We start from the raw sequence: 22,190 nt of genomic DNA, 5'->3' as shown, positions 1-22,190 counted from the left end.
CACCGCCGGAGCGCTCCATGACCAACCCGCTGCTCGACCTGTCCGGACTGCCGTCCTTCGATGCGATCCGCCCCGAACACGTAGGCCCGGCAATCGATCGCCTGCTGGCCGAGGCCGAGGCCGCGGTGAAAACGGCCGAGCAGGTCAGCCCGGTCAGCTGGGACAGCTTCGTAGTGCCGCTGGACGATGCCACCGAGCGGCTGTGGCGCGCGTGGGGGCAGGTGGGCCATCTGCAGGCGGTGGTCAACACGCCGGAACTGCGCGAGGCCTACAACAGCAATCTGCCCAAGTTAAGCCGCTTCGGCAGCGCGCTTGCGCAGAACCTGGCGTTGTACGCGCAATACAAAGCGCTTTCGGAATCACCGGAAGCGGCGCACTACGACGCGGCACGTCGCAAGGTGCTGGAAAACGCGCTGCGCGATTTCCGCCTCGGCGGTGCCGAGCTGGATGACGCGTCCAAGGCGCGCTTTGCGCAAGTGCAGGAAGAGTTGTCTGCGTTGGCCGCCAAGTTTTCGCAGAACGTGCTTGATGCCACCGATGCATGGTCGTACGTGAGCGAAGACGAAAGCGAGCTGTCCGGCCTGCCGGTCGAAGTGATCGCCGCCGCACGCGCTGCTGCCGAAAAAGACGGCGTGCCAGGCTGGAAACTCACCTTGCAGATGCCCTGCTATCTGCCGGTGCAAACCGATGCGGACAATCGCGAACTGCGCGCGCGGCTGTATCGCGCCAATGCCGAGCGCGCCTCCGAGTTCGGCGACGCTGCGCTGGACAACAGCGCCAATATCGAGCGGATTCTCGCGCTACGCGCCGAGCTGGCGCAGCTGCTGGGATTTGCCAGCTACGCGGAGTATTCGGTCGCCACCAAGATGGCGCAAAGCCCGGATGAAGTGATGGGCTTCCTGCGTGATCTGGCGGTGCGCGCCAAACCGTATGCGCAGCGCGATCGTGCCGAGCTCGAAGCCTTTGCGCGCGACGAGCTGGGCCTGGACGAACTGCAGGCCTGGGACCTGGCCTACGCCAGCGAAAAACTCAAGCAGGCGCGTTACAGCTTCTCCGAGCAGGAAGTGAAACAGTATTTCACCGAGCCCAAGGTGCTGGCCGGCCTGTTCGATGTCATCCACAGCCTGTATGGGCTCACCGTCAAGCCCGATAGCGCGCCGGTCTGGCATGAGGATGTGCGTTTCTATCGATTGGAAGATGCACAGGGCGAGCTGGTCGGGCAGTTCTATCTTGATCTGTACGCACGCGAAGGCAAGCGCGGCGGGGCGTGGATGGACGATTGCCGCAACCGCCGCGACACCGCCAACGGCGTGCAGACACCGCTGGTGTATCTGGTGTGCAACTTCGGCCGCGGTAGTGGCGATACGCCGGCCACGTTCCGGCATGGCGAAGTCACCACGCTGTTCCATGAAATGGGCCACGGCCTGCACCAGTTGCTCACGCGCATCGGCGAGCTGGGTGTGGCCGGCATCAACGGCGTGGAATGGGATGCGGTGGAACTGCCGAGCCAGTTCATGGAGAACTTCTGCTGGGAATGGGAGCGCGTGCAGGCGATGACCGCGCATGTGCGCACCGGCGAACCATTGCCACGCAATCTGTTCGATCGGCTGCTGGCCGCACGCAATTTCCAGAGCGGCATGTTCACCGTGCGCCAGCTGGAATTTGCGTTGTTCGACATGCAGCTGCACAGCAGCTTCGACCCGGTGCAGGACAGTGTGCTGCAACTGATCGAGCGCGTGCGCGACGAAGTAGCGGTCAATCGCCCGCCGGCGTGGAATCGTTTCCCGCATCAGTTCAGCCACATCTTCGCGGGCGGGTATGCGGCCGGTTACTACAGCTACAAATGGGCCGAAGTGCTCAGCGCCGATGCCTACGCCGCCTTCGAAGAAGCGCCCGAGCAGGTCGCCGATACCGGCGCGCGCTTCCGCCATGAAGTGTTGTCGCGTGGCGGCAGTCGTAGTGCGGCCGACAACTTCCGCGCCTTCCGTGGGCGTGCGCCGAGCATCGATGCATTGCTGCGGCATAACGGCATGGCGGGCTGATCGCAGGCGTTTACGGTGTTTCGCCAACGCGTCGTCAGCTGCGCGGCGCAGCGCATCCGGATGCGGTGCATCGGCGTGCGCAAAAGTCTGGCGGACGCAGTGCACTGGACATCGTGTGTCCTTGAGTTCGAGCGCGTCCCATCGTGCTGCAGGACCAGGCACCCGCTCGCTCAGGTGCCTTCTACATCCTCAGGATGCTGCAAGTCGCGGCACTGGGCATGGCGTTCGCCCACCTGTGCCAGTGCGCCAGGAAATCCCAAGGCATAGGCATCCAGGTCGATCCAGGCAGGGTTGAGCGTCTCCACCAACTGCCGCCGCCAGGCATGCGGCCAGGCGCGAAGTTGCGTGGCGCGGGCCTTGGCAGCTGCCAGATCGGTGCAGGCCTCGAACCACACCAGCAGCAGCGGCATCACGCGCTCCCTGGGCAAGCTGGCTTCCTGCTGCACGATGATGCGCCGGCGCGTGTCGCTGATTGCGCCCAGACCACTTGCCACGTCGATGTAAAACGCTTCCCGCCGCGCATGCGCCAGCAGGTAAACCACCGATGGGCCATGAAACAAGCTATCCCAGTCGGCATGCTCAAGCGCTGCGAATTCCGATCTCACCGGAGAGATTGTGTCAGCCATCTTCGCTACCTCCATCTTCGCCATGCACCATGGGCCAACCCGAGCGCGACCGTCGCGATGTTGGCATCGTGCAATTGCAGGCTAGCAAAGACGCGGCGATCTCGCTCGATACGTATTGGGATGCGCATTATCGCGGCCGTGCCTGGACCGAGCAGAGCGAGCGTGCCTACTGGCGCAAGTATCGGCCCGGCATGCCGCCGACTGCTTGCCGATGCGTGCCGTGCAGATGCCGAACAGGTCACGCGCTCCCGTTCGGCTTCCGCCACGCCATCAATCGTCACACCCGGCCGAACACCAATGCCCCGTTGGTACCGCCGAAGCCGAAGCTGTTGGACATCACCGTGTTCAAGGTTGCCTCACGCGTTTCACGCAGGATCGGGAAGCCTTCGGCGCGTGGGTCGAGCTCATCGATATGCGCCGAGCCGGCCATGAAGCCATCGCGCAGCATCAGCAGGCTGTAGATCGCCTCGTGCACGCTGGCCGCGCCCAACGAATGGCCGGACAGCGCCTTGGTCGAGGACAGCGGTGGCACGTTGTCGCCGAACACTTCGCGCACCGCGCCCAGTTCGGTGACATCGCCCAGTGGGGTGGAGGTGCCGTGGGTGTTGAGATAATCGATCGGCTGGCTGAGGCCTTGCATGGCCATGTGCATGCAGCGCACCGCACCTTCGCCGCTGGGCGCAACCATATCGGCGCCGTCGGAGGTCACGCCATAGCCGAGCAGTTCGGCATGGATGCGTGCGCCGCGCGCGATGGCGTGGTCGTAGTCTTCCAGCACCAGCATGCCGCCGCCGCTGCTAATCACAAAGCCATCGCGTTGCGCATCGTACGGGCGCGAGGCCACTGCCGGGCGGTCGTTGAAGCCGGTGGACAGCGCGCCCATCGCATCGAACATCACGCTCATGGTCCAGTGCAATTCTTCGCCGCCGCCGGCGAACATCACATCCTGCGCGCCATGCCGGATCAGATCCGCAGCCGCGCCAATGCAATGCGCCGAGGTCGCGCACGCGGCAGACAGCGAGTAGCTCAGGCCACGAATCTTGAACGCAGTGGCCAACGATGCAGACACTGCGGAACACATCGTGCGCGGCACCATGTATGGGCCCACCTTGCGCACGCCACGGTTGCGCAGCAGATCGGCGGTTTCCACCTGCCACTGGCTGGATCCGCCACCGGAGCCGGCAATCACGCCGGTACGCAGTGCGCTGACCTGTTCGGCGTCCAGCCCGGCATCGGCGATTGCATCGCGCATCGCCAGATACGCGTACGCCGAGGCATCGCCCATGAAGCGCTTGAGCTTGCGGTCGATCAGGCTGTCCAGATCCAGCGCCACCGCGCCGCCCACCTGGCTGCGCAGGCCGGCGTCGGCGTGATCGGGCAACGCGGTGATGCCCGAGCGGCTCTCGCGCAGTGCAGTGGAGACGGTGTCCAGATCATTGCCCAGACACGAATTGATGCCCATTCCGGTGACGACGACACGACGCATCAGAAATTCTCCGTAGAAGTGAACATGCCTACGCGCAGGTCTTTGGCAGTGTAGATCTCACGCCCGTCCACCAGCATGCGCGCATCGGTCTGCGCCATCACCAGCTTGCGGTTGATCACGCGGCTGACATCGATCTCGTAGCTCACCAGTGTGGCGCTCGGCAGCACCTGGCCGGTGAACTTGACCTCGCCGCAACCCAGCGCGCGGCCACGGCCCGGCGCGCCGATCCAGGTGAGGAAGAAGCCTGTCAGCTGCCACATCGCATCCAGGCCCAGGCAACCGGGCATCACCGGGTCGCCGATGAAGTGGCAGCCGAAGAACCACAGGTCCGGGCGGACATCGAGTTCTGCGCGGATCACGCCCTTGCCGTGTGCGCCGCCGGTGTCGTTGATCTCGGTGATGCGGTCGAACATCAGCATCGGGTCGTTGGGCAGGCGGGCACTGTCGGGTCCGAACAATTCCCCACGCGCGCTGGCCAGCAATTGGTCACGCGAGTACGCACTTTGACGAGTCATGACGAACGTTTCCTGCAAGAAGCGATAAGGCGAAGCCGGCAAGCGTGCATGAGGGCGCGCGGTTCAATCAAACGTTTTATCCGTACGCATGCGTGCTGTGTCCAACCGGTTGCGCGGTGCGGCAAGCGGTCTGTGCAGGCCGGATCAAGGCGTGAGACGCGGCTGATTTATCATGTGCTGACGCTTTTGGAGAGACGCCAGCTTGATGCGCAAGATCGTGCACGTGGACATGGATGCGTTCTACGCGTCCGTGGAGCAACGTGACGATCCATCGCTGCGCGGCAAGCCGGTGGTGGTGGCCTGGCGCGGTGCGCGCTCGGTGGTGTGCGCGGCCTCGTATGAGGCGCGTACCTTCGGTATTCGTTCGGCCATGCCGGCGATGCGTGCCGAACGTCTATGCCCGGATGCGGTGTTCGTGCCGCCGGATTTTGCGCGTTACAAGGCGGTGTCGCGGCAGGTGCGCGAGATCTTTCATCGGCACACCGATCTGGTCGAGCCGCTATCGCTGGACGAAGCCTATCTGGATGTCACGCAAGCCAAGACCGGCATGCAACTGGCCACCGAAATCGCGCAACTGATCCGCACCCAGATCCGCGAGGAAACCCAGCTCACCGCATCGGCCGGCATCGCGCCGAACAAATTCCTGGCCAAGATCGCCTCGGACTGGCGCAAGCCCGACGGGCAGTTCGTCATCGCGCCCAGTCGTGTGGATGCGTTCCTGCTGCCGCTGCCGGTCAATCGCATTCCCGGCGTGGGCAAGGTGATGGATGGCAAGTTGGCCGCATTGGGGATTGTCACCGTCAGCGATCTGCGGCTGCGCCCCCTGGAAGAATTGCAGGCGCATTTCGGTAGTTTCGGACAGAGCCTGTATCGCCGCGCGCGTGGCATCGACGAGCGTCCGGTCGAGCCGGATCAGGAGGTGCAGTCGGTCTCCTCGGAAGACACCTTCAGCGAAGATATCGCACTGGACGCGCTGGATCCGCACATCCTGCGCCTGGCCGAAAAAACCTGGCTCGCCACGCGGCGCACCGAGCGTATCGGGCGCACGGTGGTGCTGAAATTGAAGACCTCGAACTTTCGCATTCTGACCCGCTCGTACACGCCGGAGCAGCCACCGGCCTCACTTGAGGCACTGGCCGAGATTGCATTGGCGCTGACCCGGCGCGTGGAGTTGCCTGCCGACACGCGCTATCGCCTGGTCGGTGTGGGCTTGAGTGGTTTCAGCGATGCGGAAGAGGGCGCGGTGCAGGGCGAGTTGTTCGGCGAGGTGCCGCAGGCGCAGTGAGTGCGATGCGCGGTGCCTGCACTGCTGCGGCGTTGGCGTGATGCATGCAGCAATGACTGCATCGACGCATGCATCCACACTCCCCATCGCTCCACGGTGACACGCTGTGAATCCTGCACTTCGTACACTGCGCCTCGCCCCCCACACACAAGGCAGTCCGCATGTATCCGTATCCGCTGGTGATTTTCGACCTGGATGGCACGCTGGTGGACAGCGCACCGAATATCGCCGAAGCACTCAACGCCACCTTGCAGGAGCTTGGGCTGCAGCAGTTCAGCGAGGCGACGATCCGCAGCTGGATCGGCGAAGGGGTGCACGTGCTGCTCGCCACCGCGTTGCGCGAAGCCGGCGGCACGCACGATGCCGATACCGGAATGCCGGTGATGATGCGGAACTACGAAGCCTGCCTGCTGCACAACCCGCAGGTGTATCCCGGTGTTGCCGAGGCATTGACCGGCTTGCGCGAGGCAGGCGCCACGCTGGCGTTGTGCACCAACAAGCCGTCGCGCTTTATCGCGCCGCTGCTGGAGCATCTGGGCATCGCGGCGCATTTCAGTACGGTGCTCGGTGGCGATTCGCTGCCGCAGCGCAAGCCCGATCCAGCGCCGCTGCTGCACCTGGCCAACCAGTTCCGGCACACCCAGCAGCAGTGCCTGATGGTGGGCGATTCGGCCACCGATGCGGCCGCCGCAAATGCCGCTGCAATGCCGTTGGCGATGGTGCGTTACGGCTATCTGCGTGGGTTCGATGTACAGACCTCCGGCGCGGTGGCCATTGTCGATGACATGCGCGAGTTGCTTGCGTTGAAGTAGCGCGCAGCAGCGCAACCGCAGGTCGACCATTTGAGAATGAATCGCATCTGTGTAGAATGCGCGGTCAATCTTGACTGCGTTGTAGCGCCTTGCACGTACCCAGTGCACGTTGCACGCATCACCCCCACCGTGTCACCTCAAGCCGTCGCCAGAGGTCCATCTCCTGTCGAGAGGTTTGAGAATGTCCGCATCACGCCGGTCATGGATGTCTGTGCCTGCACGCCGTCCCGTGTTGTCCCACCGTCAGCTGGTGCTGGCCATTGCGCTCGGTTGTAGCAGCTGCATTTGCAGCGCATCTGCCGAAGACGCTGTAGCCGATCCGCAATCGCTGGACACCGTGCACGTCACTGCCGCACAGATCGCCCGGCAAGCATTGGGTTCGTCGGTCATCACCGCCGAAGACATCGAGCGGCGCCCGCCGGTCAACGACCTGTCGCAGCTGCTGCGCACCATGCCGGGCGTCAATCTCACCGGCAACAGTGCCTCTGGCCAGTACGGCAACAACCGCCAGATCGATCTGCGCGGTATGGGCCCGGAAAACACGCTGATTCTGGTCGATGGAAAGCCGGTGGGATCGCGCGATGCGGTGCGCATGGGCCGCAGCGGCGAGCGCAATACGCGTGGCGACACCAACTGGGTGCCGGCCGAAGCGGTGGAGCGGATCGAAGTGCTGCGCGGCCCCGCGGCGGCACGTTATGGCTCGGGTGCCTCCGGTGGCGTGGTCAACATCATCACCAAGAAGCCTACCGGCGATCTGACCGGCTCGATGACGGTGTTCGGTCTTGTGCCGCAGCACAGTGCCGAAGGCGGCGGCCAGCGCGCGGGATTCCAGCTCAGCGGCACGCTGTCCGACACGTTCTCGTTCCGACTCTACGGCAACCTCAACAAAACCGATCCGGATTCGCTGGATCTCAATCGCCGCTTCGCCAGCAACGCTGCCGCAGTGCCACCGGCCGGGCGCGAGGGCGTGCGCAACAAGGACATCAACGGCCTGCTGCGTTGGGACCCGATGGACGGCCAGGTGGTCGAACTCGATGCCGGTTTCAGCCGCCAGGGCAATCTGTACGCGGGCGATCGCGCGGTCAGTGCCGACGGCCTGGCCGGCGCGGATCTCAGCGCCTTGTTCGGCAGCGAAACCAATACCATGATCCGCCGCACCGCATCGCTGACCCATCGCGGCACCTGGGCGCTGGGCACCTCGCGCCTCACCGCTGCCTATGAAGGCACCGACAACACCCGCCTCAACGAAGGCCTGGCCGGCGGGCCGGAAGGCTCCATCGCCGCCGGTCTGCTCAACTCCACCGCTACGCTCGATAACCTCAACATCGATGGCGAATTCAACATGCCGTTGCAGGCCTGGGCCGAACAGGTGCTCACGCTGGGCTTCGAGCGCCGCCAGAGCCGCCTCAGCGATGCCTATTCGATGTCGCAGGCCGTCACCGCCGGCGGTGGCTTCCCCGGTCTGGCCGCAGGCGCACGCAGCCCGCGCAGCGAAGCCACGCTCAGCGCGGTGTATCTGGAAGACAACATCTACGCCACCGAGCGGCTGACGCTCACGCCGGGCCTGCGGTTGGATCACCACAGCCAGTTCGGCAACAACCTCAGCCCCAGCCTCAACGTGCAGTACAAACTCACCGAAGACTGGTTGCTCAAGGGCGGCATCGCGCGCGCGTTCAAGGCGCCCAACCTGTACCAGTCCAACGCCAATTATCTGTATTACACGCGCGGCAATGGCTGCCCGGTGTTGTTCCCCAATCTCGGCTCGGGCTGCTATATCCAGGGCAACGACAACCTCGATCCGGAGACCAGCATCAACAAGGAGATCGGCATCGAGTGGGCACCGCAGAGCGGTCACCACGCCTCGCTGACGTACTTCCATAACGCCTACGACGACAAGATCGTTGCCGGTATGACGCCGGTCAATATCACTGTCGACAGACGGGGGCAGGTGTTCCAGTGGACCAACGCATCGGAAGCGATCGTGCAGGGCGTGGAAGGCAATCTCACCTTGCCGCTGCTGGGCGAGCAGGGCCGCGAACTGAAGTGGAATACCAACGTCACCTACATGATCGAGAACAAGAACACCGCCACCGATCAGCCGTTGTCGGTGATCCCGGAGTACACCGTCAACACCACGCTGGATTGGCAACCGACCCAGGCCTTGTCGCTGCTGCTCACCGGCACCTTCTACGGCAAGCAGGAATCGGCCACCCAATCGAGCACCAGCGGCGGCGCCATCGCCCCCGACGCGCGCGACCCCTACGATCTGTGGGGCATCAGTGCGCGTTCCCGCATCACCCGCAAGATCAGCGTGGGGATGGGCGTGGACAACCTGTTCGACACGCGCCTGTTCCGCGAAGGCACCAACAACACCGGCGGTGCGGCAGGTGCGGCTACTTACAACGAACCGGGTCGCGCGTATTGGGCCAGCTTGAGTTTCGGCTTCTAAATAGCGATGCAGCGTCGCGTACAAACGTGCGCGGCGCACGAGGAGAGCGTGCAGTGATGCGACAGTCTCGTTGGCGGCTTGCCTGTGCCGGTGTGCTGATGTGGATCGTCGGCATGACGCCATTGTTCGCGCAGCCGGATCTGAGCCGCACGTTTGGCAGCACCGTCGCCGAGCGTCCCAGCGCCTCGTATGTCTTCAGTGACTTGCGTCTGGACTCGGTCGATGGCCAACGCCGTTACCGCGTGCGGATTGCCACACCCAAGGCAGCGTCGCCCGCTGCGGGATACCCGGTGGTGTATCTGCTGGATGGCAATGCGGCATTGATGGAACTGGATGAGCGTCTGCTTGATAGCCTGTCCACGCATGCCGCTGCGCCGGTGCTGGTGTTCATCGCCGACGACAGTACGCTGCGCATCGATGCGGTGGGGCGCAGTCTGGATTACACGCCTGCGCGTTTTACCGATGGCCGTGTGGAAACCGATCCGCTGAATCCGCAGCGCAGGACCGGCGGCGCTGCCGCATTCGCGCAACTGATCGCCACACGCGTTCGCCCGCAGGTGGAAGCGCGCGCGTCTGTGGATCGTCAGCGGCAAACGCTATGGGGCCATTCGTATGGCGGGCTGTTCGTGCTGCAGGTGTTGCTGACGCAGCCGCAGCTGTTTCAACACTACGTCGCGGTCGATCCCTCGCTGTGGTGGGGCGATGGGTTTATCGTCCAGCAGGCACGGCGCGTGGTGGATCATGCACAAGCAGCTTCTGCAGACATGCAGCCATCGAAGCGTCGTTTGACGCTGATGGCAGGCGAGGGCAGGCCACCGGGACAAGCTGCAGCACCAGATCGCCCCGGGCGGCCGCGTGCAGACCCACGCGCTGCACGGAATCTCGTCACGCTGTTGTCGTCGTTACCCGGCCTCACCGCCGAGTACCAACCGCTACCCGGCCTTACGCATGGTCAGACGCTGGGTGCATCGCTTGCGCCAACGTTACGGGATGCAGCGACGCGTTGATGACGCCATCGAGCGATCGATCGAAGATCGATCGCTAGAGAAAACCAACAATCACGCTGCTGCTGATCGCATCACCATCGCCACGTGCACGCAGCTACTGCAACCCGGCACAGACGCTCAATCGTCGTGCGTCTCGCCTGTTGCCGTATCGTCATCGGCAGCCTCAGGCATCTCGCCATGCGTATCGTCGTTATCGGCCCGCGCGTAGTGCACGGTCTCCACCGGCCCACCCACCGCGCGCCCACGCACCGGCAGCAAGGCGCTGGCCGCTTCGTACTCGGCCAGCAAGGCATGCCGCCGCGCTTCGGGCACTTCCTGCCAATGGCAGTCGGTCAACGCGCCCTCCAGCGAATACAGCAGATTGAGGCTGGGCTTGAAGCCGGCGCGGCGCACTTTGACGAACGCGCCCACCGCACCCGCCGCCTGCAGATCCTCCTGCGTGCGCAGGCCGACCTGACGCAGCCACGCTGCACTTTTCGGGCCGATGTTGCGCAGCCGTTCGGTGGTCACGTCAGCGCGCCGACAAAGACCTGCGCAATGGCTTCCAGGCCGCGCTGGTCGTCCGCATCGAAGCGATCCAGCTCCGGGCTGTCCAGATCCAGCACGCCGATCAGCGCATCGCCCTTGACCAGCGGAATCACCAGCTCCGAGCGCGACGCCGAATCGCAGGCGATATGCCCCGGGAAGGCGTCCACGTCGGCAATGCGCTGGCTCTGCCGGGTGCTGGCGGCCGCACCGCACACACCCTTGTCCAGCGGAATGCGCACGCAGGCCGGCAAGCCCTGAAATGGCCCCACCACCAGCTCGCGGCCGTCGTAAAAGTAGAAGCCGGCCCAGTTGAGCGACGGCAACGCGTTGAAGATCAGCGCGGCCAGGTTGGCCGCATTGGCGATCCGATCCGGCTCGCCATGCACCAGTGCCTGGGCCTGGGCGGTGAGCTGGGCGTATTGTTCCGGCTTGCTGCCGGTCAGCGAAGAAGTTGCGAACATGGTCGAAGTCTAGCAGCGGCCATCCGCAGGGTCGTTGCGACTCAGCGTTCCGTTTGGATCTGCACGCTATGCTGCGCGCCCTCACTGCAACCGCGGCGTGGCCGCAGGAACCAAACGCATGCAGCTTTCGGCGTTCTATGTCACCGGCACCGACACCGGCATCGGCAAGACCATGGGCAGCACCGCGCTGCTGCACGCACTGCGCGCACGCGGGCACACCGCCGTGGGCATGAAGCCCGTCGCCAGCGGCTGCGAGCAAACCGCGCACGGCTGGCGCAACGAGGACGCCCTGGCGCTGCAGGCCGCCAGCGACCCGCAACCCGACTACGCCACCCTCAATCCCTATGCCTTGCCGGCCCCGCTGGCGCCGGAACTGGCCGCCGCCGATGTCGGCGTCACCCTGTCGCTGGAGCCGATCGCCCGCGCCTTCGCGCAATTGCGCGCGCAGGCCGAGGTGGTGGTGGTCGAAGGCGTCGGCGGCTGGGCCGCGCCGCTGAGCGCCGATCTGGACCAGGCCGATCTGGTCCGCGCACTCAAGCTGCCCGTTGTGCTGGTGGTCGGCGTGCGGCTGGGCTGCATCAATCACGCGCGCCTGACTGCCGCCGCCATCGCCGCCGATGGGCTGGACTGCATCGGCTGGATCGCCAACGAAATCGATCCGCAGATGGAGCGCATCGAAGAGAACATCGACATGCTGCGCCAGCGCCTGACGATGCCGTACTGGGGCCGGATCGCATGGCGTTCGGGTGCCGACGCCGCGATTCAGGCGCAAGGGCTGCAGCTGCCGGAATAAGTGGAACCGAGGGTCTGGCGACTGCACAGCGGCCAGACAAGCGCCGCCACGGGCGGTGTCGGCAGCACGCAGGCCAATCGCAGACAATAAAAAAGCCCGACAGAGGGAGGGATCTGTCGGGCCGGATTGCATGGGGGGAGGGACCCATGCAAAGACGCTGAATTTTGGTGGCGGTTACTTGCGCCGGGTGTTGCCTTTGCTCGCTTGCTCGTTGTTGGCGTCGAACTGCTGCTTGGCCAGTTGGCCGAGCGCGTCCGATGCCTTCAACCCCAGGCCGACCACTTCCTGATTGACCGAGGCCAGACGTTCCAGGTTGTCGCGGGCCAGTTGCAGCCCCTTCGGCCAGAGCGTCTGGTAGGCGCCCAGGTCGCGTGCCTGTGCAAATTCACCGAAAAAGCTGGTGGTCGCGCTCACGTTTTGTTCCAAGGTCTTCAGCTGCAGGCCAAACGCGTTTTCTGCGTGTTCCATCGCCAACTGGTTGGCGCGTGCCGCTGCGGAAGCAAAGCTGCTGAAGCCGTTTTCGAACTGCGCCGACATTGCGAACCCCTTGGGGAATGCTGTGACTGTTTGTTGCGTTGCAGCATACGCGGATATTGCTGCGATGCAACACGCTTGCTGAAAATTTCCAAAACCGCTTCAAAAACCTTTTTGAATCAATCAATTATCCAGGCTGCAAAACGACAAGGCCGCCTATTAGGCGGCCTTGCGTCACACGATTGCGCCGGGCGATCAGCCGCGATAGCGGCAGCCGGACGTGCAGGTTTCGTGCACCACGATCTCGCTCAACTGCGGCAGCGCCGGCTTGAGCTGCTGCCAGATCCAGATCGCCAGACGCTCGCTGGTCGGGTTCTCCAATCCCTCGATGTCGTTGAGGTAGTGGTGGTCCAGGCGGTCGTAGATCGGTTGGAAGGCGGCCTTGATGTCGCCGAAATCCATGATCCAGCCGGTCTCGGCACCCGGCTCGCCGCTGACATGCAGTTCGATCCGGAAGGAATGCCCGTGCAAGCGGGCGCACTTGTGCCCGGGCGGCACATTGGGAAGCCGATGCGCGGCTTCGAGCGTAAAGACTTTGAAGATATCCATGCGCGCCATTGTAAGTGCGCCAATGCTTTTCGGGCTGTGCCAATCGCAGCGAGACAGCCCATCTGCGGGCTCTTGAAGACAAACAGCAGCGCGTTGTTCTCGATGTACTCAATCGCCACACGCAGCGCACGACGTCCGACACGCGTCTTACCGCGTCTGGCTGCCAGCGGGTGTCACAGCGCGTCATATCCCTATGCAGTTATGTAATTTTTGTTAATCAATCGCGCGTGGCCCACTGCAAAACCCCCATTCATGGATGCCGTGCGTGAAGCGCCCTACGCCGTACCTGCTGTCCCTTGCCGTTCTCTCGGCGCTGATTCCTCTCGCCCACGCCGACGACGCGACACCCGACACGGGCAAGACCCTGGCCACCGTCAGCGTCACCGGCTCCAACATCAAGCGCACCGACAGCGAAGGCCCGAACCCGGTGCAGGTGATCGACCGCCAGCAGCTGGAGCAGTCCGGCAAGGTCACTGTCGCCGACGCACTGCGCTCGATCTCCGCCAACACCGGCAACGCCACCAACGAGACCACCAATAACGGGTGGGCGTCTGGCTCGGCCGGGATCGGCCTGCGCGGGCTGTCGCAAAAGAACACGCTGGTGCTGCTCAACGGGCGCCGGCTGGCCAATTACGGGTTCCCTGCCAACGGCCTGGGCGACACCTTCGTCAACCTCAACGCATTGCCGCTGGTGGCGGTGGAACGCATCGAAGTGCTCAAGGACGGCGCCTCTGCCGTGTACGGCTCCGATGCGGTGGCCGGGGTGGTCAACATCATCACCCGCCAGGATTTCCAGGGCGCCGAGCTGGGCTTGAGCGGCGGCACCTCCGATCAGGGCGGCATGGACACCCAGCGCGCCACCTTCATCGGCGGCATCGGCGATCTGGACAACGACGGCTACAACATCCTTTTCAGTTTCGACGCCTATAACCGCGATCGACTGGATCAGGACCAGCGCGAACTGACCCGCTCGGGCATCTATACCGATCTTCCCGGCGGGCGCTGGAACGGCTGGTCGGCCAAGGGTGCGCGCTATCTGGTCGGCGGCCGCTCGGTGCCGATGCTGGATGCGCAAGGCAACTGCCCCGCCGGTACAGTACTCACCGCCAGCGCGCCGATCGACGGCCTGGCCGGCGACACCTGCGGCTTCAACCAGGCCCCGTTCACCACGCTGATCCCCTCGACCAAGCGCTATCAGGCCTACACCAATGCCACGTTCCGGCTCAGCGACAACGTCGAAGCGTTTGGCGAGGCGCTCTACAGCGAGGTCAAGGGCGTGTCGATCTTCGGCTCCAGCCCGTACTTCACCCTGGAAGGCGGCCGCTTCGCCTTGAACGCCAGCAGCGGGCTGGCCGAGCCGGTGTCCAACCTGCTGCCGGCCTCCAGCCCCTACAACCCGTACGGCACGGCGGTGCCGATCGAGTACACCTTCTTCGACCTGGGTCAAACGGTCAAAACCAATCGCTCGCAGTCCTACCGCTTTCTCGGCGGCGTGCGCGGCAAGACCGAACGCTGGGATTGGGAGGCGGCGGCGTTCGCTGCGCGCAGCACCGAGCACGAAACCGTCTCCGGCGGTTTCGCCAATCGCTTCACGTTGGCGCAGGCGCTGGCCGACGGCAGCTACAACCTGCTCAACCCGTCCGCCACGCCGCAATCGGTGATCGACGGCATCAACCTCAGCACGCTGCGCCCGGCGCAATCCACGCTGCGCGGCGTCGATGCCAAGCTCTCCGGCAACCTGTTCGAGCTGCCGGCCGGCAGCGTCGGATTCGCCGCCGGTGCCGAGTGGCGTCAGGAAGAATTGGTCTCGCGTAATCCGCTGCAGATCGATCAGGGCCTGCAGATCCGCCCCGCGATTGCCGCGGTGGACGGCGAGCGCAAGGTGTCGGCACTGTACGCCGAGGTCAACCTGCCGCTGCTGCAATCGCTGGAACTGCAACTTGCCGGGCGTGGCGATCACTACGGCGATTTCGGTAATGCGTTTTCGCCCAAGGCCAGCCTGCGTTGGCAGCCGCTCGACGCGTTGCTGGTGCGCGCGGCCGCCTCGCGTGGCTTTCGCGCACCGTCGCTGTCGGAGAATGCGGCCAGCACCAATATCTCCTACGGCTCGGTGGTCGATCCGTTCGATCCGGACGTGCCGGGCTCGCGCCAGAACCCGACCTTCTTCACCGTCGGCAACACCGAGCTCAACCCGGAGCGCACGCGCAGCTACAACTTCGGTGTGGTGCTGTCGCCATGGGCCGACACCAGCCTGAGCGTGGACTGGTACAAGATCGAACTGGAGAATCTGGTCGGCACCGGCAACAACGCCACCATCGTGCAGAACAACGACCCGGCCGATGTCATCCGCAACGAGCGCGGCACGCTGGTGGCGGTGTACAACCGTTATCAAAACCTCAGCGAGCTGACCACCTCCGGTATCGATGTCGAATTGCGCCAGCGCTGGCGCACCGAAGCGGCCGGCAACTTCGGTCTCAATACCGCTTACACCCACGTGCGCGATTACCGCCGCCCCACCGTGGTCGGTGGCCCATTGCAGGATTACGCCGGCAGCAACCTCGGTCCCTCGTTGCCGCGCAACAAGGCGACCACCACGCTGGACTGGAATCTGGGCACCGTCAGTGCCGCGCTGACCTGGTACTACACCGGCGGCTACGACCAGAAGGCCAGCGCGGCAGCGAGTGCATTGCAGTCGCGCGTGGACGACTACAACCAGTTCGATCTGTATCTGGCCTACACCGGCATCGACACCCTCACGCTCTACGCCAAGATCGAGAATCTGGCCGACAAGCAGCCGCCGGTGGATGCCTCGTTCCCGGGTATTCGCGCGCCGTACGACTTCACCCAGTACGACCTACGCGGGCGCTATTTCACCGTAGGCCTGGACTATCGCTTCTGATCGGCGCACGCACGGCCCGTGTGCGGCCGTGCGATGGTGGCTGTGTGCTCGCCAGCGCCCTGTATCAAACCAATCGCCGTTTACCCCGGACACTTTATTCAAGGAACTACGATGACCTCTTCGCAGCACGCCTGGCTACTCGCCCTGGCATTCGTCGCGCCTACCCTGGCCGCACAACCTGCGGCCCAACCCGCCGCGCTGCCCGGTTACGACGCCGACGCCGCACAGGCGCAACGCGCGCTGGAAGCACGTTTCGATAGCGGATTGAAGGACGCCGATTATCGCGGCTGGTTGAAGCAATGGTCGTCGGCGCCGAATCATGTCGGCTCGCCGCATAACCTGGAAAACGCCCGCGATCTGCAGACGCGCTTACGCAGCTATGGCTGGGATGCACGCATCGAAACCTTCGAAGTGCTGTGGCCCTCGCCCAAAACTTCGCAGCTGGAATTGCTTGGGGCCAAGCCGTATGTCGCACGTCTCAAGGAGCCGCCGCTGCCAGGCGACAGCACCTCCTCCCAGACCGAAAACGTCTTGCCGCCATATGTGATCTACGGCGGCAACGGCGATGTCACCGGCGATCCGGTCTACGTCAATTACGGTATCGCCGAGGACTACGAAGCGCTGGCGCGCAACGGTGTGGATGTGCGCGGCAAGATCGTCATCGCCCGCTACGGCAAGGGCTGGCGCGGGCTCAAGCCGCGCTTGGCGCAGGAACACGGTGCGATCGGCGCGATCATCTATTCCGATCCGCGCGACGACGGGTACTTCCAGGATCAGGCCTATCCCGATGGCCCGGCGCGCAACCAGTGGAGCGTGCAACGCGGCTCGGTCGCCAATTTCGCGATCTATCCCGGCGATCCGCTTACCCCGGGCGTGGGTGCAAGCAAGGGCGCCAAACGCCTGAAGATCGAGCAGGCCGGCAGCGTCTTGAAGATTCCCACGCTGCCGATCAGTTGGGGCGACGCGCAGCCATTGCTGGCCGCCCTGGGCGGGCCGGTGGCACCGGAGGACTGGCGCGGCGCCTTGCCGATCACCTACCGCATCGGCGGGGATGACACCGCGCGCGTGCACCTCAAGGTCGACGCGGAGTGGGGCAGCAAGACCATCTACAACGTCATCGCCACCCTACGCGGCATCGAGTATCCGGACCAGTGGGTGGTGCGCGGCAATCACCGCGACGGCTGGGTGTTCGGTGCGGCCGATCCGCTCTCGGGCACCACCGCATTGCTGGCCGAAGCCAAGGCAATCGGTGAGCTGGCCAAGCAAGGGCAGCGCCCCAAGCGCACGCTCGTCTATGCCAGCTGGGACGGCGAAGAAGCCGGCTTGCTGGGCTCCACCGAATGGGCCGAACAGCACGCCGACGAATTGCGCCGCAAGGCGGTGCTGTACGTCAACACCGACGGCAATGGGCGCGGCTTTCTCAATGCCGGCGGCAGCCATGCGCTGCAACGCCTGGTCAACGGGGTGGCGGCGGATCTGCGCGACCCCGACAGCGGCGTGAGCGTGCTCGATCGTCAACGTGCACGTGCCCGCATCGATGCCCTGGCGCCGACCGCCAAGCCGGCGCAAAAAGACATCGCCAAGCAGGTCGCGGCCGGTGGCGACGTGCCGCTCAAGGCGCTTGGCTCGGGCAGCGACTACAGCCCGTTCCTGCAGCATCTGGGGCTGTCGACGCTGGATCTGGGCTACGGCGGGCAGGGCGGCGGTAGCGGCGTCTATCACTCGCTGTACGACTCCTACGATTATTTCGCGCGCTATATCGATCCGGATTTCAGCTATCTGCCGCTGTTGTCGCAGACCGTAGGCCGCACCGTGTTGCGCGTGGCAAATGCACCGGTGTTGCCGCAGCGTTTCGGCGACTTTGCCGATGCGGTGGCCGGTTACGCGCAGGAGCTCAAGCAGCAGGCCGACAGCGATCGCACTGCCGCACGCACGCAGGTCGAGTTGTTGCAGGCCGGTGCCTACGCGGCGGTCGACAATCCCAACCGCCCGCAACGTGCCCCCGAGCCGAAAGCCGCTGTGCCGCAGATCGACTTTGCCGCATTGGATCAGGCGATTACGCGCCTGCAAACCAGCGCCAAGCGTTACGACGGTGCACTCGCATCGCGCGGCGGCAGCCTGGATGCAGGCGTGCGCGGCAAGCTCAATGCCTCGCTGCAACGCATCGATCAAACCCTGCTGGCCGAAGGCGGTTTGCCGGGGCGGCCGTGGTACCGGAACCTGATCTATGCACCTGGGCTTGCCACCGGTTACGAGGTCAAGACCTTGCCAGGCATTCGCGAAGCGCTGGAAGACCGCCGCTGGGAGGATCTGAGCAAATACATCGCGCAGACCGCCGCGGTGCTGGATCGGTATCGCGAGGCGATCGATCGCAATACCGCGTTGATCGAAGGCTAGGCAGCGCGCGCGCGGGCTGGCACGTGTCATCCGTGTGGAAGCAAGCTGCGTCGCACACCTTTGGAATGCGCCGTTAGCGACATGCCCACATTGCCCGGCGTGCGCCCACAAAAAAGCCGCCCCGAAGGGCGGCTTTTTCTTTCAGTTCACCGCATGCCTAAGCGCCGGTTGCACCGGCGCGCAGGATTCAGCGCGTGCCGCTCGGACGCTGGCCACCACGACCACCATCGCGACGGCCTGCGCCGGCGCCGGCGGCAACACCGGCCTGACGCGGACCGCTGCTGCGCTGGCCACCCGGCTTCTTCGGGCCGGCATGCGCATGCGCCTGACGCGGTGCATCGCCATGCGGACGACGGGCGTGGCTCTTGCGCGGCGCGCGATCGCCACCCGGCTGTTCGGCACGGCCCGGGGCGCTGTTGCCCCAACGGATCGGGGTCTGCGGCTCGTAGCCCGGCACGTCGCGGATTTCCACGTCGCGGCCCAGCATGCGCACGATCTGGCGCAGCAGCTTGGCTTCGTCCTGCGCCACCAGCGAGATCGCCTCGCCGGTGGAGCCGTTACGGCCGGTACGGCCGATGCGGTGCACGTAATCCTCGGCCACCATTGGCAGGTCGTAGTTGATGACCTTCGGCAGCTCGTTGATGTCGATGCCGCGCGCGGCGATATCGGTGGCCACCAGCACGGTCACGCGGCCGGCCTTGAAGTCGCTCAGGGCACGCATACGCTGACCCTGGCTCTTGTTGCCGTGGATCGCCGCGGTCTTGATGCCGGACTTTTCCAGGAACAGCGCCAGCTTGTCGCTGCCGTGCTTGGTGCGCGCAAAGACCAGGGTCTGCTCGCGGCTGTCCTGCGCCAGCAGGTGCAGCAGCAGGTCGCGCTTGCGGGCGCCATCGACCGGGTGCACGCGGTGGGTGATGCTCTCGGCCACGGTGTTGCTCGGGGTGACCTGGATCTGCATCGGGTTGCGCATGAATTCCAGCGCCAGCTGCTTGATGTTCTCTTCGAACGTGGCCGAGAACAGCAGGGTCTGACGGTCCTGGCGCGGCAGCTTGGTCAGGATGCGCTTGATCGACGGCAAAAAGCCCATGTCGAGCATGCGGTCGGCTTCGTCCAGGATCAGCACTTCGATGCCGGACAGGTCCACGCTGCGACGCTCGATATGGTCGATCAGCCGGCCCGGGCAGGCGATCAGCAGATCCACGCCACGACGCAGGGTGTCGAGCTGGTTGCCCATGCCCACGCCGCCGTAGATCACCGCGCTGGGAATACGCAGGTACTTGCTGTAGCCGCGCAGGCTGTCATGCACCTGGGTGGCCAGCTCGCGGGTGGGGGTCAGGATCAGCGCGCGCGGCTTGCGCGGGCCGTTGACCGGCTGCGGCGTGGTGCCCAGGTGCTGCAGCAGCGGCAGGCCGAACGCGGCGGTCTTGCCGGTACCGGTCTGTGCGCCGGCCAGCAGGTCGTGACCTGCCAGCACCAGCGGGATCGCCTGCTGCTGGATCGCGGTGGGGGTTTCATAGCCCTGCTCGGCCAACGCGCGCAGCAGGAAGGGCGCAAGGCCCAGGCATTCAAAAGACATCAGGAAGCTCCAAGTAAAGCGTCGCCACCAGGCGAAGCCCGGAGCGCAGACGCATTGCAGATGCAAAAAAGTGAGGCTCGGAGCGTTCCCGTGAACCGCGCTGCGAGATGGTGGAACAACCCAATCAAAGAGCGATGGGTTTGTCGGCACCACGAAAGGCGTCGGGTGGGGCGGGCGAGCGGATCGATCGATCCTGGCCTCGCCGGCTGTCCCTAAGGGAAACGGACGGCCGCATGCAGACCGGGCCAGTGTACGCGCGTTTGGCGCGCTGCACAAAAGGCGAGTTCATCGGTTGGGCTACGGGTCAGTTGTTTCAACTGCAACCAGTGTTGCAGCAGGCCGTACAATCGAACGATCAGCCACAGCACAGGATGGTCATGAAGCTAGGTTCCCTGAAGGAAGGCGGCCGCGACGGCAGCCTGATCGTGGTCTCGCGCGACCTGCGCACGGCGGTGCGCGCCACCGGTATCGCGCCCACGCTGCAGCGCGCGCTGGAAGACTGGAGCAATGTCGCGCCGCGGCTGAATGCCTTGTCCGCCTCGCTCAACGAGGGCAGTGCAGATGGCGTGTTCGATCTGGATCTGCAGGCACTGGCCGCGCCGCTCCCGCGCGCCTACGAGTTCGTCGATGGCAGCGCCTACCTGCCGCATGTGGAGCGGGTGCGTCGTGCGCGCAATGCCGAGGTGCCGGAGAGCTTCTATACCGACCCGCTGATGTACCAGGCCACCAGCGCCGGCTTCTACGGCCCGCGTGACGCCATCAAGGTGATCAGCGAGGAGCACGGCATCGATCTGGAAGCCGAGCTGGTGGTGATCACCGACGATGTGCCGATGGGCGCCTCGCCCGAGCAGGCCGCCGCGCATATCCAGCTGGTCGGCCTGGTCAACGATGTGTCGCTGCGCAATCTGATCCCGGCAGAGCTCGCCAAGGGCTTCGGCTTCGTGCAATCCAAGCCGCGCTCGGCGCTGTCGCCGGTGTTCGTCACCGTGGACGAGTTGGACGAAGCATGGCGCGACAACAAGGTGCATCTGCCGCTGGTCACCCACGTCAACGGCGCCTGGTTCGGTGCGCCGGAAGCCGGCAACGACATGCAGTTCGACTTCGCCCAATTGATCGCCCACGCTGCCAAGACGCGGCCGCTGTCGGCCGGCACCATCGTCGGCTCCGGCACCATCGCCAATCAGGACACCACGCTGGGTGCCTCGTGTTTTGCCGAACAGCGCGTGGTGGAAACCTTGCGCGACGGCAAGCCGAGCACGCCGTTCATGTCCTTCGGTGACGTGGTGCGGATCGAAATGTTCGATGCCGATGGCACCAGCATCTTCGGTGCGATCGAACAGCGCATCGAACGTCAGCCTCTGCCATGACATCGGCAAAAGCGTCTGCGAAGTTCGCTACGAACAACTGCACGCGGGGCAGGGCATGAGCGCACCACTGGAATTGTTTTCGTACTGGCGCTCCAGCGCGGCGTATCGCGTGCGCATTGGCCTGCAGTTGAAGGCGCTGGCCTACATCGCGCATCCGGTGCACCTGGTGCGCGATGGCGGCGAGCAGCACGCGCCGGCGTATGCGCAGCTCAATCCGCAGGAGCTGGTGCCCACGTTGCGGCATGGCGCGGTGGTGATTCCGCAGTCGCTGGCGATCCTGGAATATCTGGAGGAGGCGTTCCCGGACAGTGCGCGGTTGCTACCCGCCGCGCCGGCCGAGCGCGCCCGCGTGCGTGCATTGGCGCAGGTCATCGCCTGCGATGTGCATCCGCTCAACAATCTGCGCGTCGCCAAGTTTTTCGAACGCGAATGGCAACTGGCTGCCGCACAACGCCAGGAGTGGACGCAGCACTGGATGCAACGCGGGTTTGCGGCACTGGAAGCGCAGTTGGGCAATGACCTGCACACCGGCGCGTTCTGCCACGGCGACATGCCGGGTCTGGCCGATTGCGTGCTGATTCCGCAGCTCTACAACGCGCGCCGTTTCGCCGTCGATCTGACGCCGTATCCCATCCTGCAACGCATCAAACAGGCCTGCCTGGCACTGCCGGCGTTTGATGCGGCGCGGCCGGAAACGCAGCCTGACGCGGCAGTGTAGATGCGGGGAGTTGCCGGCCGCATCTGCCCTTCGGGCAGCCTCCCGCAATGCCGGGGCGCGCAGAGCGATCGACGCGCGTGCGGCCGCTGATGCTCACGCCGGTCTACTGCAGGGTGCTGATCTGTGGCTTGGCTGCAGGGCCCTTG

Annotated in this window: 18 protein-coding genes and 1 pseudogene; 11 read left to right on the top strand and 8 right to left on the bottom strand. The window is 64.8% G+C overall.

Features of this window, described 5'->3' with window-relative positions; all coding sequences use genetic code 11:
- Positions 1-17 precede the first annotated feature (17 nt).
- On the top strand, positions 18-2,042 hold the full coding sequence (locus XcyCFBP4188_RS06080; RefSeq protein ID WP_006450450.1) for a M3 family metallopeptidase: 2,025 nt from the start codon (positions 18-20) through the stop codon (positions 2,040-2,042).
- Positions 2,043-2,212: 170 nt separating this feature from the next.
- Here the strand turns inward: XcyCFBP4188_RS06080 and XcyCFBP4188_RS06075 are convergent, their stop codons facing one another.
- Positions 2,213-2,668, bottom strand: a complete 456-nt coding sequence (locus XcyCFBP4188_RS06075; protein ID WP_080949640.1) for a GIY-YIG nuclease family protein — start codon at positions 2,666-2,668, stop codon at positions 2,213-2,215.
- 101 nt (positions 2,669-2,769) lie between these two features.
- Between XcyCFBP4188_RS06075 and XcyCFBP4188_RS23340 the strand changes: the two are divergent.
- Positions 2,770-2,859: pseudogene (locus XcyCFBP4188_RS23340) on the top strand (SH3 domain-containing protein); the annotation flags it as partial.
- A gap of 86 nt (positions 2,860-2,945) precedes the next feature.
- Here XcyCFBP4188_RS23340 and fabB read toward each other — a convergent pair.
- Positions 2,946-4,154 (bottom strand): beta-ketoacyl-ACP synthase I, encoded by a 1,209-nt coding sequence (fabB, locus tag XcyCFBP4188_RS06065; protein WP_023902477.1) that lies wholly within the window; start codon positions 4,152-4,154, stop codon positions 2,946-2,948.
- Positions 4,154-4,669 carry a 3-hydroxyacyl-[acyl-carrier-protein] dehydratase FabA gene (fabA, locus tag XcyCFBP4188_RS06060; protein WP_006450453.1) on the bottom strand — a complete coding sequence of 172 codons (516 nt, stop codon included), beginning with the start codon at positions 4,667-4,669 and terminating at the stop codon, positions 4,154-4,156. The genes fabB and fabA overlap by 1 nt, the downstream gene beginning before the upstream one ends.
- Before the next feature lie 205 nt (positions 4,670-4,874).
- Here fabA and dinB point away from each other — a divergent pair, with 205 nt between their 5' ends.
- The 4 genes from dinB to XcyCFBP4188_RS06040 all read left to right on the top strand — a co-directional run bounded on the left by dinB (position 4,875) and on the right by XcyCFBP4188_RS06040 (position 10,222).
- Positions 4,875-5,954 carry a DNA polymerase IV gene (gene dinB / locus XcyCFBP4188_RS06055; RefSeq protein WP_006450454.1) on the top strand — a complete coding sequence of 360 codons (1,080 nt, stop codon included), beginning with the start codon at positions 4,875-4,877 and terminating at the stop codon, positions 5,952-5,954.
- A gap of 161 nt (positions 5,955-6,115) precedes the next feature.
- On the top strand, positions 6,116-6,766 hold the full coding sequence (gph, locus tag XcyCFBP4188_RS06050; RefSeq protein ID WP_006450455.1) for a phosphoglycolate phosphatase: 651 nt from the start codon (positions 6,116-6,118) through the stop codon (positions 6,764-6,766).
- Between the two features lie 232 nt (positions 6,767-6,998).
- The gene (locus tag XcyCFBP4188_RS06045; protein WP_487403395.1) at positions 6,999-9,215 is read left to right on the top strand and encodes a TonB-dependent siderophore receptor; all 2,217 of its coding nucleotides are present in this window, start codon (positions 6,999-7,001) and stop codon (positions 9,213-9,215) included.
- 98 nt (positions 9,216-9,313) lie between these two features.
- Complete coding sequence (locus XcyCFBP4188_RS06040; RefSeq protein WP_006450457.1) at positions 9,314-10,222, top strand: alpha/beta hydrolase; 909 nt, start codon at positions 9,314-9,316, stop codon at positions 10,220-10,222.
- 117 nt (positions 10,223-10,339) lie between these two features.
- Here XcyCFBP4188_RS06040 and XcyCFBP4188_RS06035 read toward each other — a convergent pair whose 3' ends face one another.
- Together XcyCFBP4188_RS06035 and XcyCFBP4188_RS06030 are read right to left on the bottom strand one after the other, a co-directional pair.
- On the bottom strand, positions 10,340-10,732 hold the full coding sequence (locus XcyCFBP4188_RS06035) for a TfoX/Sxy family protein (RefSeq protein WP_006450458.1): 393 nt from the start codon (positions 10,730-10,732) through the stop codon (positions 10,340-10,342).
- Entirely contained in the window at positions 10,729-11,211 is a 483-nt protein-coding gene (locus tag XcyCFBP4188_RS06030; RefSeq protein ID WP_006450459.1) for a GAF domain-containing protein, read from the bottom strand. The genes XcyCFBP4188_RS06035 and XcyCFBP4188_RS06030 overlap by 4 nt, the downstream gene beginning before the upstream one ends.
- Positions 11,212-11,329: 118 nt before the next feature.
- On the opposite strand from XcyCFBP4188_RS06030, the gene bioD reads away from it, so the two are divergent.
- Positions 11,330-12,004, top strand: coding sequence for a dethiobiotin synthase (gene bioD, locus XcyCFBP4188_RS06025; protein WP_006450460.1), 675 nt, complete (start codon positions 11,330-11,332; stop codon positions 12,002-12,004).
- A gap of 174 nt (positions 12,005-12,178) precedes the next feature.
- On the opposite strand, the gene XcyCFBP4188_RS06020 is transcribed toward bioD, so the two are convergent.
- Together XcyCFBP4188_RS06020 and queD are read right to left on the bottom strand one after the other, a co-directional pair.
- Complete coding sequence (locus tag XcyCFBP4188_RS06020; RefSeq protein WP_006450461.1) at positions 12,179-12,541, bottom strand: phasin family protein; 363 nt, start codon at positions 12,539-12,541, stop codon at positions 12,179-12,181.
- A 192-nt stretch (positions 12,542-12,733) separates the two neighbouring features.
- Positions 12,734-13,087: a 6-carboxytetrahydropterin synthase QueD gene (gene queD, locus XcyCFBP4188_RS06015; RefSeq protein ID WP_043908738.1), complete on the bottom strand. Its 354-nt coding sequence runs from the start codon at positions 13,085-13,087 to the stop codon at positions 12,734-12,736.
- Positions 13,088-13,352: 265 nt separating this feature from the next.
- Here queD and XcyCFBP4188_RS06010 point away from each other — a divergent pair, with 265 nt between their 5' ends.
- Together XcyCFBP4188_RS06010 and XcyCFBP4188_RS06005 are read left to right on the top strand one after the other, a co-directional pair.
- Positions 13,353-15,986, top strand: a complete 2,634-nt coding sequence (locus XcyCFBP4188_RS06010; RefSeq protein ID WP_228996872.1) for a TonB-dependent receptor — start codon at positions 13,353-13,355, stop codon at positions 15,984-15,986.
- Between the two features lie 111 nt (positions 15,987-16,097).
- Positions 16,098-18,383, top strand: a complete 2,286-nt coding sequence (locus tag XcyCFBP4188_RS06005) for a transferrin receptor-like dimerization domain-containing protein (protein WP_104591789.1) — start codon at positions 16,098-16,100, stop codon at positions 18,381-18,383.
- 187 nt (positions 18,384-18,570) lie between these two features.
- On the opposite strand, the gene XcyCFBP4188_RS06000 is transcribed toward XcyCFBP4188_RS06005, so the two are convergent.
- Entirely contained in the window at positions 18,571-19,959 is a 1,389-nt protein-coding gene (locus XcyCFBP4188_RS06000; RefSeq protein ID WP_104591788.1) for a DEAD/DEAH box helicase, read from the bottom strand.
- Between the two features lie 308 nt (positions 19,960-20,267).
- Here XcyCFBP4188_RS06000 and XcyCFBP4188_RS05990 point away from each other — a divergent pair, with 308 nt between their 5' ends.
- Positions 20,268-21,326 carry a fumarylacetoacetate hydrolase family protein gene (locus XcyCFBP4188_RS05990; RefSeq protein ID WP_172839291.1) on the top strand — a complete coding sequence of 353 codons (1,059 nt, stop codon included), beginning with the start codon at positions 20,268-20,270 and terminating at the stop codon, positions 21,324-21,326.
- A gap of 55 nt (positions 21,327-21,381) precedes the next feature.
- On the top strand, positions 21,382-22,044 hold the full coding sequence (gene maiA / locus XcyCFBP4188_RS05985; protein WP_104591787.1) for a maleylacetoacetate isomerase: 663 nt from the start codon (positions 21,382-21,384) through the stop codon (positions 22,042-22,044).
- The last annotated feature ends 146 nt before the right edge of the window (positions 22,045-22,190 follow it).

Source organism: Xanthomonas hortorum pv. cynarae, from assembly GCF_002939985.1.
Taxonomy (GTDB): domain Bacteria; phylum Pseudomonadota; class Gammaproteobacteria; order Xanthomonadales; family Xanthomonadaceae; genus Xanthomonas; species Xanthomonas hortorum_D.
The sequence above is the reverse complement of the archived record's forward strand: the minus strand, read 5'-3'. Positions and strand labels throughout refer to the sequence as shown.

Coding starts and splice junctions, on each gene's coding strand:
- XcyCFBP4188_RS06080 (WP_006450450.1), top strand. CDS start 18: ATGACCAACCCGCTGCTCGACCTGTCCGGACTGCCGTCCTTCGATGCG.
- XcyCFBP4188_RS06075 (WP_080949640.1), bottom strand. CDS start 2,668: ATGGCTGACACAATCTCTCCGGTGAGATCGGAATTCGCAGCGCTTGAG.
- fabB (WP_023902477.1), bottom strand. CDS start 4,154: ATGCGTCGTGTCGTCGTCACCGGAATGGGCATCAATTCGTGTCTGGGC.
- fabA (WP_006450453.1), bottom strand. CDS start 4,669: ATGACTCGTCAAAGTGCGTACTCGCGTGACCAATTGCTGGCCAGCGCG.
- dinB (WP_006450454.1), top strand. CDS start 4,875: ATGCGCAAGATCGTGCACGTGGACATGGATGCGTTCTACGCGTCCGTG.
- gph (WP_006450455.1), top strand. CDS start 6,116: ATGTATCCGTATCCGCTGGTGATTTTCGACCTGGATGGCACGCTGGTG.
- XcyCFBP4188_RS06040 (WP_006450457.1), top strand. CDS start 9,314: ATGTGGATCGTCGGCATGACGCCATTGTTCGCGCAGCCGGATCTGAGC.
- XcyCFBP4188_RS06030 (WP_006450459.1), bottom strand. CDS start 11,211: ATGTTCGCAACTTCTTCGCTGACCGGCAGCAAGCCGGAACAATACGCC.
- bioD (WP_006450460.1), top strand. CDS start 11,330: ATGCAGCTTTCGGCGTTCTATGTCACCGGCACCGACACCGGCATCGGC.
- XcyCFBP4188_RS06020 (WP_006450461.1), bottom strand. CDS start 12,541: ATGTCGGCGCAGTTCGAAAACGGCTTCAGCAGCTTTGCTTCCGCAGCG.
- queD (WP_043908738.1), bottom strand. CDS start 13,087: ATGGATATCTTCAAAGTCTTTACGCTCGAAGCCGCGCATCGGCTTCCC.
- XcyCFBP4188_RS06005 (WP_104591789.1), top strand. CDS start 16,098: ATGACCTCTTCGCAGCACGCCTGGCTACTCGCCCTGGCATTCGTCGCG.
- XcyCFBP4188_RS06000 (WP_104591788.1), bottom strand. CDS start 19,959: ATGTCTTTTGAATGCCTGGGCCTTGCGCCCTTCCTGCTGCGCGCGTTG.
- maiA (WP_104591787.1), top strand. CDS start 21,382: ATGAGCGCACCACTGGAATTGTTTTCGTACTGGCGCTCCAGCGCGGCG.